Origin of the sequence: Plantibacter lichenum (assembly GCF_050587525.1) — a bacterium.
GTDB lineage: Bacteria > Actinomycetota > Actinomycetes > Actinomycetales > Microbacteriaceae > Plantibacter.
Map to the genome: position 1 here is coordinate 178690 of NZ_JBOBFT010000004.1, position 13630 is coordinate 192319.

A 13630-nucleotide genomic window follows, 5' to 3' on the forward strand; every position below is an offset into this window, starting at 1 on the left:
CCCCCAACGGTACTCCACGCTGCGTCGACACGATCGCGACAAATGCCGCGTACTCGCCTGCTGTGCGCCCGTCAACCCGTCGGACGGCAGCGTCAGCAGGACTAGCGTCGGACACGCGACTACGCGAGCACTCGAGCACGTGACCACCCGAACACCTTCCGGAAGGACCGCACGATGAGCGACAGCTTCGGCACCGAGAACAACGTCCCGCAGGAATCCGAGGGTGCTGCCGACGAGGAGACCGACTACCTTCGCGCGCACGGTGAGGAGTCCGCGCCCGCAGCCGACCTCGAACCGTCGCCGACGACGCGGGTCGGTTCCTCCACGGGCGACGCACGTGACGAAGACGGAGGCGATGTCGGCTCTGACGACCGCGGAGACGCGAGCGCCGAGCCGTCGGGAGACAGCAGCGACTGACCGGCGACGGTCGTCGGCCGTGTGTGCGTGAGCGTGAGAGCGCCCATGCGCGCGTCCGTCTCGTGTTTTGCCTTCCTCAATTAGTTCGTGCACTATTGATTTGTGCATGAAGCAGTTGACGGACGTCTTCCCGTGGCCGGCGACCCAATCGCTTCCCCGAGACGCCTCGCGGTCATTCGACACGGCGAGACCGATTGGAACCGCCAAGGGCTCCTCCAAGGGCGCGTCGATCAACCGCTGAACGCGACAGGGGAAGCCCAGGCACTGTTGGCCGCCATGGAGCTCGCGGGGCCGACGGCGCCCCGAGCGCCCTTCCCAGAGCCCGCGATCCCCCGTCCACCCACCTCATGGGCGCGCGTCATCGCATCCCCCCTCCGACGCGCCTCGACGACGGCGCGCATCATCGCCGAGCACCTCGGACTCGATGAGCCGTTGATCGTCCCCGAGTTCACCGAGCAGTCCTTCGGCGTCGCCGAGGGCACTCCCGCGAAGGACGCCTTCCTCACCTGGCCCTCGGGCGACTCCCCGGAGGGCGAGCGGCGCCGCGACGTCGACGCCCGCGTGAGCACGGGTCTCCGGCGCGTCCTCCAGGTGTATCCGAGTGAGGACCTCATCCTCGTCTGCCACCTGGTCGTAGCGCGCAGCATCATGAACGCGCTCATCGGCATCGAGCCGGACGAGGTGCCCAACGGTTCCGCGACCGTGCTCGTTCGTGAGCCAGGCGCCGGCCGTTGGTCACCCAGGCCGCCTACCCGAACCACCGGACCCGCGCAGTCAACCGAAGGACGAACATGAGCAGCAGCAACCAGAACCGTTCACAGAACCAGAACCGTTCACACACCCCGACCGACACCAGTCATGGACCCCGCTCCAGGCGCCCGGTCGACCCGACCGGCGACATCGAAGGCCCCGGGAGCGGCGTCACGGGAGTGACGCTCATCGCGTCGTTCGTGCTATTCCTCGGCGGGCTCTACCTGATGGGAACGGCCGCCGAGATGCACGGCGTCGAGGCGCTCATGTTCTTCTGCGGCATCCTCGCGGCGACGCTCGCATTCGTCATCCCGACGACCGTCCTCATGCGCCCGGAACAGCACTAGCGATCACGCCGCGTCCGCCGTCGGGATCGCACCCGTCGCGGCAGCATTCATCCCTGCGCGCTTGCGCACCCGCGTCGTCCAGGCGAGCGTGAGCGCGACGAGGAAGAGCACCCCGAGGGCGACGGCGCCGTCGTCGAGCGCGGAACCGATCCCCGTATTCGTCGCGACGACGCCGAGCACGACGGCCGTGATCCCCTGACCGACGTACCCGACGAGGTATGCGGCGGAGAACATCCCTGCGCGATGATGGGCCGGCGCAGTGGCCCCGATGAGCGAGACACCACCGAGGAACGTCAGGCTGTAGCCGGCTCCGTTCACGACCGACGACGCGAGGAAGATCCACAGGTTGTGGGTCACTCCGGCTTCGACGAGCAGCGCGACGCCGAGGAGCGAGACGACGGCGCCGATGCCGATGTTGAGCCGCGGCGCCAGACGGGAGCACGCGATCGCGACGATGCCGACGGCGATCCCGAACAGCGACATCAGGGCGCCCGTCACGAATGCGTTGTTCGAACCGACGAGGTCGTGAGCGATCTGGCCACCGAGCGACAGGAGCAGCGCGCCGACGGCGTAGGCGCAGGTGATCGCTGCAGCAGCCGTGATGAGGACGAGTCGCAGGCCCCGCGGAACGGCGATGCCCTGCGGCCTCCATCGCCCCGCGGCCTCGGAGCCGGTCCGGCGCGGCAGGAACCAGGTGAGGGCGAGGACTGCGATGATCACGGCTGCGAGCACGAGGTAGTCGAGGTGCAGGGGCAGCGGTGCGAACTGCACGAGCGCTCCACCGACGAAGAGCGCGAGGACCACGCCGAACGCGGTCGCCGCGGTGTTGATGGCGCTCGTCAGCCGCCGCTTCTCCGGAGAGCTGAACTCGATCATCGCCGCGCTGCCCGGACTCACCGAGAGCCCGACGCCGATACCCATGAATGCGCGGCCGACGAAGAGCCACCAGACGTCCGATGCCGCCGCGAACAGGAGGGCTCCGACCAGCAGCGAGGTGAGGCCGAGCAGCATCGACGCACGTCTGCCGATGTAGTCGGAGAGGTTGCCGAAGAGCAGCAGCACAACGACGAGGGCGATCGGGTAGACGGCGAAGACCATCGTCGTGAGGGCAGGAGTGAGCCCCCATGCGGCCGCATAGAGCGGGTAGCTCATCGACGGGGCGGCACTGGCCCACAGGGCGAGGCCCACCACCATCGCCGATACCCGGAAGCTCGCCCGGTCGCTCAGTGTGCGCATATCTTGTCCCTCTCCGACGTGGTGACACTCGCCACCCTCTGACTTGGAGATTCCAAGCTAGCATATGGATAGGTTTTTCATACCCAGGTGATACGATGTCTTCATGGTCAAGTCACTCGGCAAAGAGGCTCGGTGTGCGATCGCTCGCGCGGTCGACCTCCTCGGCGACAAATGGACGCTCCTCATCGTGCGCGAGGCGTTCTGGGGTAGCACGCAGTTCTCGCAGTTCCGCGACGAACTCGGCATCGCTCCCGACATCCTCACGGCGCGCTTGACGAAGCTCGTCGACGACGGCGTGTTCGAGCGTCGGCCGTACCGTGACGAGGGCAGCCGGGAGCGTCACGAGTACGTCTTGACCGATGCGGGCGCGGACCTGCACTTCGTCATCGCGGGACTCTCCCGCTGGGGTGAGGACAACCGTCCTCGGGAGGACAGCACAGGACCCGTCTACACGGACGCGATCACGGGAGAGGCGCTCGATGTCGCCTTCGTGACGGCCGACGGCCGACGGGTCGAGCCCTCCGGCGTCACGGTGACGCCCGCGCTCCGCCTCGAAGCCCAGGCGGCTGCGCGAGCACGTGCCACTGGAGCTGGAGCTGGAGCTGCAGCTGCCGGAGCGACCACGTCCTAGATCGCTTGCACACAGTTCCGCCCGGTTCCGCATTTCTTCCCTGGAAGGACGTGACGCACGTCAAAGTGCGGGATCCCGAGCGGGATTACGGGACCGGCGGACCACGTTCCGGATCGAGGCAGTACAGGCCAATCAGGCCTGGCCGACCCCATCTGGAGATCTACGTGACCAACATCGCCATCATCATCGGCAGCACCCGTCCGGGCCGCAACGGTGAAGCCGTCGCCCACTGGGTGCTCGAGCAGGCTTCGACCCGCACCGGTGCCACCTATGAGCTCGTCGACCTGGCCGACTTCCCGCTCCCCCACCTCGACGAGGCACTGCCCGCCGCCTACGGCCAGTACGCGAACGAGCACACCAAGCAGTGGGCTGCGAAGATCGCCGAGTTCGACGGGTTCATCTTCGTCACACCCGAGTACAACCACTCGACGTCCGGTGTCCTGAAGAATGCGATCGACTACCTGTCCGCCGAGTGGAACAACAAGGCGGCCGGCTTCGTCAGCTACGGCAGCCTCGGTGGCACTCGTGCCGTCGAGCACCTCCGTCTCATCGCAGCCGAACTGCAGATCGCGACGGTTCGCGCCCAGGTCGCGTTCTCGCTCTTCACCGACTTCGAGAACTTCAGCGCCTTCGCACCCGGCCCGCAGCACGCCGACAGCGCCACTGCGCTCTTCGACCAGCTCGAGGCCTGGTCGGCTGCGCTCGCTCCGCTGCACGCTCCGGTGTCCGTCGGCGCGTAGCGTCCGCGCCGCGCGACTCGTCACCCTCGACGGGCTCAGTGATCTCTACCGGTCGCTGAGCCCGTCGAAGTGCGCGGGCCCGTCAGAGCACTCAGCGCAGGGCACGCTCCCGGCTCGCGAGGACGTCGGTTCGGTTGTCCTGTGCCCACACGACCATCTGCAGTGCGGCAGCCATGAACCGCCCACCCAGTGCCGTGACCTCGTACTCGACACGCGGTGGAGATTCCGGATACGAGGTGCGGGTGATCATGCCGTCGTTCTCGAGGGTTCTGAGGGTTACCGTCAGGACACGATGCGAGATACCGGGCACTGCGGCCATGATCGCAGTGAAGCGCAGTGGGCCGTCCATCAGCCGGTCGAGGACGGGCATCGTCCACTTCTCGCCGAGACGGGTGAACATCTCCCGCACGAACGCGACTGTCGTCTCTTCGCGATCGCAGACGTCGGTTGCGCTGGTCGGTGCTCCGGCCGGCACCGTGTGCAGTTCTGGATGTGCGTGCAGGTCTGGATTCTCGTGCGGGTCTGAGTTCGCGTGCGGGTCTGAGTTCGCGTGCGGGTCTGAGTTCGCGTGCAGTGCTGGGCTTGTTTGTCGTGCTGCGTTCAGGTGCAGTCCCGAGATGGTCATCCGAGCCTTTCGATGAGCGAGGTTCCACTGCGGTACGGACGCACTCGACGTGGTCCTGCACTGACGGCAACGCGCTCGGCCGGAAAACTCTTCCCAGTCGAGCGCGTTGTGATGGTGCAATGGCTCACCTTCCGAGTACTCAGGCGTCCGTCTGAGGCGTTCCGCCGATGTTGACGAGCCAGCTGACACCGAAGCGGTCGTTGAGCATCCCGAAGCTGTCTCCCCACGGAGCCTTCTCGAGCGGCTGGGTGACGGTGGCGCCTTCGGCGAGCTTGTCCCAGTAGCCGTGGATCTCGGTCTCGTCGTCGCCACTGATGGAGACCGAGAAGTTGGTTCCGGGCGTGAAGTCCATGTGGCTCGGCGTATCAGAGCCCATCAGCACGAAGCCTGCGGGCGTCGTGAGCTGGGAATGCATGATCAAGTCCTTCTCGGACGGTTCGACCTCCATGTTGAAGTCCGCGAACGTGCTCGAGGTGAGTTCTCCTCCGAACACCGTCTGGTAGAACGCCATCGCTTCTTTCGCAGTAGTGCGGAAGTTGAGGTAGGGGTTGAGGTTGCTCGTCATGATCGTCCTTCCATTGCGCCTGTCCGACGAATCGTCGTTCGGCTGGTGTGGTGGTGGTGCTGTGTTGCTGCCGTGCGGTGTTTCGGTGTTTCGGTGTTGCTGGGTTGCTGGGTTGCCGTGGTGCGACTGGTCCCATTGTCGACCCGATGCGATCCGAGAACCAGGGTGGATCAATGAACGTCCGGGTGGGATTCCGTTTCCGGAGACACCGGTCCCTGAGCTTGTCGAAGGGTTGGGTTCGGGGATTCGAAGCGTCTCCACTTCGACAGGCTCAGTGACCGGGTCTGTTCCGGGTGCATGCCGCTCCCTAAGCTTGTCGAAGGGTTGAGCCCACGGATCAGGGCCGTCCGCACTTCGACAAGCTCAGTGACCGGGGCGGTCTGGTCAGTGAGACTCAGGGACCGGGTGAACGTGCTCAGGGACCGTGTGCGTCGCCGTCAGGTTCCGGAAGGGGTTCGAGGGGGTACCAGTCCGGAGGATCCGGTTCCGTGCTGAATACCTGACCGCTCGGACTGATCCAGGTGAGCGCACCATCCGATCCCGGCTCCAGGGACCAGTTGGTGTCGTGCTTGAGGTGATGATGCTTCGGACACAGGTGCGCAAGGTTGCCCACGTTCGTTTCACCTCCCTCCGACCACGGGACCGTGTGGTCCAGTTCGCATCCCTTCGCGAGGCGGTTGCAGCCCGGTGCTCGGCAGTGGGTGTCTCGGATCGCGAGGGCTCGTTTCATGTCCGCGGGTGGCACGTATCGTTCTCGACTCACCGAGAGGACCGCCCCGGTCTCAGGGTGGGTGAGGATCCGGGTGAAGGACTTCGCTTGCACGCTCAGCCGGACCGCGGTCTCCGGGTCGATGGGACCGTAGCCTTCGAGGGAACCTGGTTGGTGCTCGTGACCAAGGATCGTCATCACCGGGACCGTCACGTGGACGGTGGGGATGATGCCATCGGTGATGTCCTCGATGCTCGGCAACAGTCCGGTGATGGGGTGGGGCTCGATGCCCGGGGACGACCCGGCTCCCTGAACAGAGCCAGCGCTCCGCAGCGGCCCAGCCGTTTGGACGGGCACGGTCGTCCGGGCCGACTCGGTCACCTGAACCGGCCCGCTCATCTGAACCGGCTCAGTCGCCTGAACTGGCTGGGTCGGCTGGATGGGCTGGGTGCGACGGGCCAGACCGCCCATGCTCTGTCTCGGTGTGGTTGCCCTGTCGTCCATGGATGCGGCTCCACGGGCTGGTGCTGACCGTGCCGCCCAGGTCGGGACTTCATCGTCCTCGACCCTGGAGTGAGTGGTTTCGGGTGCCGCGACCGCGACCGCAGGGCCGGAGGACGCCGTGACACCGTAGAGGAGCAGGCTCTGGGCGTTGTCGACCATCAACCGCGCACGCGTCCGCGGGTCACCCCGGCGTTGGGTGGCCGCAGTGAGGTCGGACAGGCGGTTGTAGGCGGCGGTCGCGATGGTCGCGGTGGTGAGGATCGACAGCCACGACATGCCATCCGGTGCCGGGGACAAGGTCACGTGGCGGTCCTGCCTGGCCCGGTGGTGACGGGTACCGATGGTTTCCGGGTGGAGCTTCTCCCGCAGCTGCCGGGCCAGCTGCTTCAGCTGTGCCGCGGTGCAGGTCTGTGCGAGGGGCAGGATCCGGGTCTCGAACTCGGCACGATCCGCAGGGTCGACATCCGCGAGCTGCTCCACGATCACCCGAGCATGCCCGACCGAGATCGAACCCCCGGAGAGCGCGGCAAGCGTGGCAGGGAGCTGGTCCACGAGGACTTCGGACTCGGCGATGCGATGTTGGATCGTGCGCTCCGGAACCCGCGTCATCGCCGAGAGCTCCAGGTGCAGGGAGAGACGGGCGAGGTACTTCGCCCGGGCCGGGGTCGTGCCGGGTGGAGCGAGCGTCAACGCGGTGAGATCGGACAGGCGGGCGGTCTCAGCGAACAGAGTGGCCTTGCGTGCTTCAGCTGCCGCGATACAGACGTCTTCCGCGACGATCTGCTCGCCCAGGCTCGTGAGACGAGCGGCGTTCGCGTCCGGAGTCGAAGGTATGTCCACTCATCAAGAATACCAAGGGCCCGTGTTCTAGAACAGGGGTTCGAACGAATCTGTGGAGAACTGGTGCTGCGCGACTGGACCCCACACTTCGACAAGCTCAGTGACCGGGAGTGAGAGGCGCGGCAGAATTGTGAGGGCAACGCACTTCGACAAGCTCAGCGACCGGGAGAACACTTCGACAAGCTCAGTGACCGGGAGAACACTTCGACAGGCTCAGCGACCGGGCCCGGTGCAGGGCGGAGCGAGGGCTCACGACCTCTCACGCGCCCAGCGACGTCAGACGCGGGAAGCGACGACGAAGACACGACGGAACGGCATGATCGTCGTTCCCTGAGCACTGATCGGGAACGCATCGCGCAACAACGCTCGATACTCCCCCACGAAACGCTCGCGCAGGCCATCGGGAAGCGCATCGATCACGGGACGAGCGTGCGTCCCCGCGATGAACTCGAACACGGGGTCCTCACCCGTCAGAACATGGGAGTACGTGGTCTCCCAGGCATCGACGGACCACCCCGGCCGCGAGAGGTCCTCGAGGTAGACGGCAGGGTCGAAGGACACACGGTCGGTCGTCGATGGCGTGAACTCCGCATAGGGACCGGACGTGGCGAGTTCGGCGAGCAGCACGTGAGCAGGAGCTCGGAAGTTGCCGGGCACCTGGAACGCGAAGGCACCGCCAGGACCCACCTGATCGGCGAGCACGGGAAGGACCGCACGATGAGTAGGGACCCACTGCAGCGTCGCGTTTCTCACGAGGAGATCGACGGGCACGGACTCCGGACCCGCGACGGTACCGGGGGCACCAGCACGAGCACCCGCACCAGCACCCGCACCAGCACCAGCACCGACAGCGACACCGACAGCGCGCCACTCCACGAGATCACCGACACGATAGGACACCCGCGCATCGGTGTTGTCCGCGGTCGCGCGACCGATCATCTCCGGACTGGAATCGATACCCTCGATCCACGCTTCCGGCCACCGCTCACGCAGCGCGGGCGTCCCGTTGCCCGGACCGCAGCCGAGGTCGACGATCCGCGATGCCGACGACAGGTGCACCTGCGCGAGCAGATCCCGGAACGGACGCGTGCGTTCATCGGCGAACCGAAGGTATTGGGAGGGGTTCCAGTCTGATCCGTTCGTCCCGTCGGCACCGCGCTCGATCCGCGCCGCACCTTCCGGCTCGGAGGGAGCAGCATCCTGCATCGGCGTCACCATGCCGCCAGTCTACGAAGCCCTTCCGATGCCGATCCGGCCGCGTCGCCGTTCATCGCTGCGCCACCGACCGTCGCTGCACCATCAACCATCGCCGCACCATCAACCATCGCCGCGCCATCAACCATCGCCACACCGCCACCCGTCTTCGCACCACACACGACGACGTCCTCGACGACCGGCACAACACCCGCTCCGAAGTCGTTCCCCTCGATGACGATGTCGGTCGACGCGAGGAAACGGAACGTCGGCAGGGCATCGCGAGCACCACTTCCGACCTGCGCAGCGCCGACCCTCGTCACCCGGTTCCCGGAGAAGCGGAGCCCCTGAACGCTCTTCGCCTCCACGAGCGTCACCTCACCGACGACGAACTCGTTGCCCTCGATCACGATGCCACGATGCACGGGGACCGACGCGTGGACGAAGACGTTGGTCGGCTCGATCGAGATGATCGGGCTCGCACCGTCGACGAAGACGTTGTCGCGGATCACCACATCGGTCACGGGACCGGACTCGAACCACTGGTGGGCGTCCGCGGAGATCGAGATGCTCGCCATCGAGAGCCGCTCGAACCGATTGCGCTCGATGCGGACGGGTCGGCGAGTCGTCACGAGGATGGCTCGCGTCGGCGTGTTCCGGAACGTGCATCCGGTGATGGTGACCCGCGGCGTGTAGGTGATGTTCTCGACCACGAACGCACCGGCACGGACCGCCTCGATCGTCACCTCCGCGGGAAGGTCCGTGGTGAACACGACGGTCATCCGTCGGAGGTCACGAGCGTGGTCCCGTCCGCTCGGTCCGTCGACCGATGCGACGACGAGCGCGGAGGCCCCAGGGCCACCGACGGCGACGAGCCTCGCGACGTCGACGATCTCGACCCGGTCTCCCGCGAAACAGGCGAGGAACCCGGCCGACTCCGGGTGGGCGTACTCGAGCACGAGAGTGCGATCGTCTGGACGGTCGACGACGCGCAGGTACGTCCCGTGGACGTTGATCGGGTCGTCGTGCGGACCGTCGAACACGCAGTCGCGCACGATGACGTCACCCGCCACGCCGGAGAACTGCAGGAAGTCCGCGAACCCGGCAGTACTCCGTCCGGAGCCGTCCGGCGTCTGGAAGACGACGCGCTCGACCGTCACGTCCCGACTCAATTGCGCCACGACCCCGAACCCGTGGAGATAGTTCACGCGCAGGTCCTCGAGGGTGACGTCGGTGCTCTGGAGGAGCAGCATCCCGGGGTGATCACGTGTGGTCCGTCGCATCTGGTACACGAGACCGATGTCGCGGGGCGCGGCACTGGGACGCACGTAATCCAACCGGATCCGACCGCCGCCGAGATCCGTCGCACGGTCGACGCCCACGAACAGCGGGTTGTCGCCGCGCACGGTTCGCGCGGCAGCCGGATCGTGGATCTGCGTGTACTCGAGCGCATCCGTCGCGGACCAGTACGGTTCGCCCGTGGCGGGACTGGTCTCGCCGAGCCAGTGCACGGTTCGCCCGTCGACCCGGTAGGGATTCGTCCCCGGGACCTCGATCACCCGGTATGCGGCGCCGTCCGGAGCACGTCCGGCCTCGACGACGGACGCGTCAACGACCGTCGCGGCCGCGACATCCAGCGTGACACCACGGAACCGCACACGCTCGCTGTCGATGACCGCGAACGTGGTTTGCAGCCCGTGGGAGACGAACCGAGAACCGTTGCCCTCGATCGTGAGATCGCTGACCCCCTCGACCAGGATGCCGATCGTCTTGACCCGGTGCCGTTCGTCGTCCCCGACCGTGTTGGACACGTACAGCTCACGCCTGACGGCGTGCTCCGGCCACAGGTGGTACTCGCCCGCGGGGAAGTCGATGACGACGGGGCCGTCGATCGTCCGCGCATGGGCGAGCGCCGCGCGGACGGCGGGTGCGGAGTCCGCATCGCCGTCCGGGTCGGCTCCGAACCACGTCACGTCGACGACCGTCACGGCAGCGGCAGCGGCAGCGGCATCAGCATCAGCAGCGGCATCAGCACCCATGACCGGTGAGCTCACAGGTGCGGGCGCTGCGCCAGGCGGTCGATCTCGTACTGGGCCCTCGCCGCAGCGGTGCTCTCGATCTGCGACACCTCGGCGACCGGGACGTCCCACCACCACCCTCCGTCAACACCGGGAGCAGTCGGATCCGAGCGCACGTACACGGCCGTCGTCTCCTCCGCGGCCAGGGCCTCCCGAACAGCGGAGCGGAACTCGTCGAGCCCGTTCGCCTCGATGACGTGCGCGCCCAGGCTCCGGACGTTCGCCGCGAGGTCCACGGGCAGGATTCCGCCGTCGAGCCGCGAGGTGTCGACGTTCCGGTACCGGTACTTCGTCCCGAATCTCTGCGAACCGACCGACTCGGAGAGGTTGCCGATCGAGGCGAAGCCCTGGTTGTCGATGAGCACGATGACGAGCTTCGTGCGCTCGGCTACCGCGGTCACGATCTCCTGGGAGAGCATGAGGTACGAACCGTCGCCGACGAGCGCAACGACCTGGCGCTCCGGCGCCGCCATCTTGACGCCGAGGGCGCCGGCGATCTCGTAGCCCATCGTTGAGAAGCCGTACTCCACGTGGTACTGCTTCGCGGAGCGCGGCTGCCAGAGGCGGTGCAGATCGCCTGGGGCGGAGCCGGCGGCGTTCACGATGACGTCCTCGTCGGCGAGTTCCTCGTTGAGGATGCCGAGGAGGCCGATCTGCGCGGGCAGGCTGATCCCGTCCGGCGACGCGGCGGGTGCGGCCGCTGCGATGGCGGCTGCGCGCGTCGCCTCCCAGGCCTCGCGCGCCGCGGTGATCTCGGCCAGGTAGGCGTCGCCCGTCGTGTGCCCGGCGAGCAGCGCGCCGAGTTCGACGAGGCTCTCGCGTGCGTCACCGACGACCGCGTGGCCCGCGAGCTTGATCGCGTCGAGGCCCGCGACGTTGAGGTTCAGGAAACGGACGTCGTCGCGCTGGAAGAGCGCCTTCGAGGAGGTCGTGAAGTCGGAGTAGCGCGTGCCGATGCCGATCACGAGGTCGGCCGTGGACGCGAGGGCGTTCGCCGCGATGGTGCCGGTGGAGCCGACGCCGCCGAGGTCCATCGGGTGACCGGCCGGGAGGGAGCCCTTGCCGGCGTGCGTCTGCCCGACGGGGATCCCCCATCGCTCGCTCAGCTCCGCCAGAGCCGCGTTGGCCTCCGAGTACTGGACGCCGCCGCCCGCGACGATGAAGGGGCGCTTCGCCTGGGCGATGAGGTCGGCGGCGGCCCGCACGGAGTCGATGTCGGCTCGGGTCCGCGCGACCGTCCAGACGCGCTTGCGGAAGAACTCGACGGGCCAGTCGTGCGCTTCCGCCTGGACGTCCTCGGGCAGGGCGATCGTGACGGCGCCGGTCTGCGCCGGATCCGTGAGCACCCGCATCGCGTTGAGGAGCGAGAGCGGCAGCTGCTCTGCCCGCCACACGCGGTCGAAGAACGCGGAGACGGGACGGAACGCATCGTTCACGGTCACGTCCTGCGACTCGCTGCGCTCCAGCTGCTGCAGGACGGGGTCCGGTGCGCGCGACGCGAAGGTATCGGCGGGAAGGAGGAGTACGGGGATCCGGTTCACGGTCGCCAGAGCTGCACCCGTGATCATGTTGGTCGCGCCTGGACCGACCGACGTCGTCACGGCGAGCGTCGACAGACGGTTGCGCTGCTTCGCGAAACCGGATGCGGCGTGCACGGCACCCTGCTCGTTGCGAGCCAGGTAGTAGGGCATCGTCGTCGGGTCGTCGAGTTCAGCTTCGAGGAGCGCCTGGCCCAGACCGGCGACGTTCCCGTGGCCGAAGATGCCGAACACGCCCTCGATGACGCGGTGCTCGACGCCGTCCCGCAGCGTGAACTGCTGCGAGAGGAAGCGCACGATCGCCTGGCTGACGGTCAGGCGGACGGTCTCGGACCTCGTCGTGGCGGCGGGCTGGTTGCTCGGGGTGGTGGTCATTCGCTGTCCTCACTGACGCGGGCGCTCTGGCGTGCCTGCTGCTGTGCGCCGCCGAAGGGCAGACGCGGGTCGATGGTCTCGGTGGCCCAGCTCTCGCGGATCCACGTGTGCTGGGGGTCGTCGCTGATGAGCCATTGCCGATCGGCGCGTGCAGGGTCGGCGGGGCCCGCCATGACGTTGAGGTAGTAGAGGTCGTGACCGGGCGCGGCCACGCTCGGACCGTGGTACCCGTGCGGGATGAGGACGACGTCGCCCGTGTGCACCTCGACCGTCACGTCGATCTCGCCCGCTTCCGACGCGTAGACCCGCTGCAACCCGAAGCCGGGCGTGCCGACGGGCGACGGAGCGACCTCGTAGTAGTAGATCTCCTCGAGGACCGTCTCGGTCTCCCCTGCGACATCGTGCTTGTGCGGCGGGTAGGAGGACCAGTTGCCGCCCGGCGTCATGACCTCGCACACGATGATGCGGTCGGCGTCGAGGACGCCGGGGATGCCGAAGTTGTTGACCTGCCGCGAGCAGATGCCGGCGCCGCGGAGCTCGGATGGAACGCTCGACGCCGGAATGTACTGGATCGGGAAGGCGCGTTCGGCGACCGCCCACGTGATCGCCACACGGACGGGCGCGGCGGCTCGGAGCTCGAGCCGGGATCCGACGGGTGCGTAGACCACGTCCGTGACACCCCAGGGCGTCTCCCGTCCGATGAGGTGGTGCCTCTCTGTGCCGTCGTCGGTGCGGACCTCCGCATCGACGGAGCCGCTCAGCGGGACGACGACCGCCTCACGACCGTCGAGCGAGACGGCGTGGGACTCCCCTGCACCGAGTTCGAGCACGGTGAGACCGGTGTACTGCCAGCCGGTGTGCTCGGACGCGGCGGCACCGGAATGCTCGGCCCCGCCGATCGTCTCGGGATCGATGTCGACGGTGACGCCACCGTTTGCTCGGCTTCCTGCCGGGTGGTAATACTTCATGGATAACCCATCATGCGTTTGTCCTGACAATAGTTTAACATTACGTACGACTGCCGGCCTTCACTAGGCTGACCCCAGGAGACCGCACCGCCGCACTCCCGCGGCACACCGTC

At 67.3% G+C, this 13630-nt stretch carries 13 protein-coding genes; 5 read left to right on the forward strand and 8 right to left on the reverse strand.

Annotated elements, in window-relative coordinates; translation table 11 throughout:
* Positions 1-174 precede the first annotated feature (174 nt).
* The 3 genes from ACQ3HB_RS07625 (at position 175) to ACQ3HB_RS07635 (ending at position 1514) form a co-directional block, all read left to right on the forward strand.
* Positions 175-417, forward strand: a complete 243-nt coding sequence (locus ACQ3HB_RS07625; protein WP_430919214.1) for a hypothetical protein — start codon at positions 175-177, stop codon at positions 415-417.
* Positions 418-519: 102 nt separating this feature from the next.
* Positions 520-1212 (forward strand): histidine phosphatase family protein, encoded by a 693-nt coding sequence (locus ACQ3HB_RS07630; RefSeq protein ID WP_430919216.1) that lies wholly within the window; start codon positions 520-522, stop codon positions 1210-1212.
* Positions 1209-1514, forward strand: a complete 306-nt coding sequence (locus tag ACQ3HB_RS07635) for a hypothetical protein (protein WP_430919217.1) — start codon at positions 1209-1211, stop codon at positions 1512-1514. The genes ACQ3HB_RS07630 and ACQ3HB_RS07635 overlap by 4 nt, the downstream gene beginning before the upstream one ends.
* 3 nt (positions 1515-1517) lie before the next feature.
* Here ACQ3HB_RS07635 and ACQ3HB_RS07640 read toward each other — a convergent pair whose 3' ends face one another.
* On the reverse strand, positions 1518-2750 hold the full coding sequence (locus tag ACQ3HB_RS07640; RefSeq protein ID WP_430919218.1) for an MFS transporter: 1233 nt from the start codon (positions 2748-2750) through the stop codon (positions 1518-1520).
* Between the two features lie 103 nt (positions 2751-2853).
* On the opposite strand from ACQ3HB_RS07640, the gene ACQ3HB_RS07645 reads away from it, so the two are divergent.
* A complete protein-coding gene (locus ACQ3HB_RS07645) occupies positions 2854-3381 on the forward strand; it encodes a winged helix-turn-helix transcriptional regulator (protein ID WP_430919220.1) in 528 nt (175 codons plus the stop codon).
* A gap of 164 nt (positions 3382-3545) precedes the next feature.
* A complete protein-coding gene (locus ACQ3HB_RS07650) occupies positions 3546-4121 on the forward strand; it encodes an NADPH-dependent FMN reductase (RefSeq protein ID WP_430919222.1) in 576 nt (191 codons plus the stop codon).
* 91 nt (positions 4122-4212) lie between these two features.
* Here the strand turns inward: ACQ3HB_RS07650 and ACQ3HB_RS07655 are convergent, their stop codons facing one another.
* The 7 genes from ACQ3HB_RS07655 to iolB form a co-directional block, all read right to left on the reverse strand.
* Positions 4213-4746: a winged helix-turn-helix transcriptional regulator gene (locus ACQ3HB_RS07655; protein ID WP_430919225.1), complete on the reverse strand. Its 534-nt coding sequence runs from the start codon at positions 4744-4746 to the stop codon at positions 4213-4215.
* A gap of 139 nt (positions 4747-4885) precedes the next feature.
* Entirely contained in the window at positions 4886-5311 is a 426-nt protein-coding gene (locus ACQ3HB_RS07660) for a VOC family protein (RefSeq protein WP_430919226.1), read from the reverse strand.
* 415 nt (positions 5312-5726) lie between these two features.
* Positions 5727-7364, reverse strand: a complete 1638-nt coding sequence (locus tag ACQ3HB_RS07665) for an HNH endonuclease signature motif containing protein (RefSeq protein ID WP_430919227.1) — start codon at positions 7362-7364, stop codon at positions 5727-5729.
* Between the two features lie 276 nt (positions 7365-7640).
* Complete coding sequence (locus ACQ3HB_RS07670) at positions 7641-8582, reverse strand: methyltransferase domain-containing protein (protein ID WP_430919228.1); 942 nt, start codon at positions 8580-8582, stop codon at positions 7641-7643.
* A complete protein-coding gene (locus ACQ3HB_RS07675; RefSeq protein ID WP_430919229.1) occupies positions 8576-10597 on the reverse strand; it encodes a right-handed parallel beta-helix repeat-containing protein in 2022 nt (673 codons plus the stop codon). Before ACQ3HB_RS07675 ends, ACQ3HB_RS07670 begins: the two co-directional genes overlap by 7 nt.
* An 11-nt stretch (positions 10598-10608) precedes the next feature.
* Positions 10609-12549, reverse strand: a complete 1941-nt coding sequence (iolD, locus tag ACQ3HB_RS07680) for a 3D-(3,5/4)-trihydroxycyclohexane-1,2-dione acylhydrolase (decyclizing) (protein ID WP_430919231.1) — start codon at positions 12547-12549, stop codon at positions 10609-10611.
* Entirely contained in the window at positions 12546-13517 is a 972-nt protein-coding gene (iolB, locus tag ACQ3HB_RS07685) for a 5-deoxy-glucuronate isomerase (protein WP_430919233.1), read from the reverse strand. Before iolB ends, iolD begins: the two co-directional genes overlap by 4 nt.
* Positions 13518-13630 lie beyond the last annotated feature (113 nt).

Coding starts and splice junctions, on each gene's coding strand:
- ACQ3HB_RS07675 (WP_430919229.1), bottom strand. CDS start 10,597: ATGGGTGCTGATGCCGCTGCTGATGCTGATGCCGCTGCCGCTGCCGCT.
- ACQ3HB_RS07645 (WP_430919220.1), top strand. CDS start 2,854: ATGGTCAAGTCACTCGGCAAAGAGGCTCGGTGTGCGATCGCTCGCGCG.
- ACQ3HB_RS07670 (WP_430919228.1), bottom strand. CDS start 8,582: ATGGTGACGCCGATGCAGGATGCTGCTCCCTCCGAGCCGGAAGGTGCG.
- ACQ3HB_RS07655 (WP_430919225.1), bottom strand. CDS start 4,746: ATGACCATCTCGGGACTGCACCTGAACGCAGCACGACAAACAAGCCCA.
- iolD (WP_430919231.1), bottom strand. CDS start 12,549: ATGACCACCACCCCGAGCAACCAGCCCGCCGCCACGACGAGGTCCGAG.
- ACQ3HB_RS07625 (WP_430919214.1), top strand. CDS start 175: ATGAGCGACAGCTTCGGCACCGAGAACAACGTCCCGCAGGAATCCGAG.
- ACQ3HB_RS07660 (WP_430919226.1), bottom strand. CDS start 5,311: ATGACGAGCAACCTCAACCCCTACCTCAACTTCCGCACTACTGCGAAA.
- iolB (WP_430919233.1), bottom strand. CDS start 13,517: ATGAAGTATTACCACCCGGCAGGAAGCCGAGCAAACGGTGGCGTCACC.
- ACQ3HB_RS07635 (WP_430919217.1), top strand. CDS start 1,209: ATGAGCAGCAGCAACCAGAACCGTTCACAGAACCAGAACCGTTCACAC.
- ACQ3HB_RS07640 (WP_430919218.1), bottom strand. CDS start 2,750: ATGCGCACACTGAGCGACCGGGCGAGCTTCCGGGTATCGGCGATGGTG.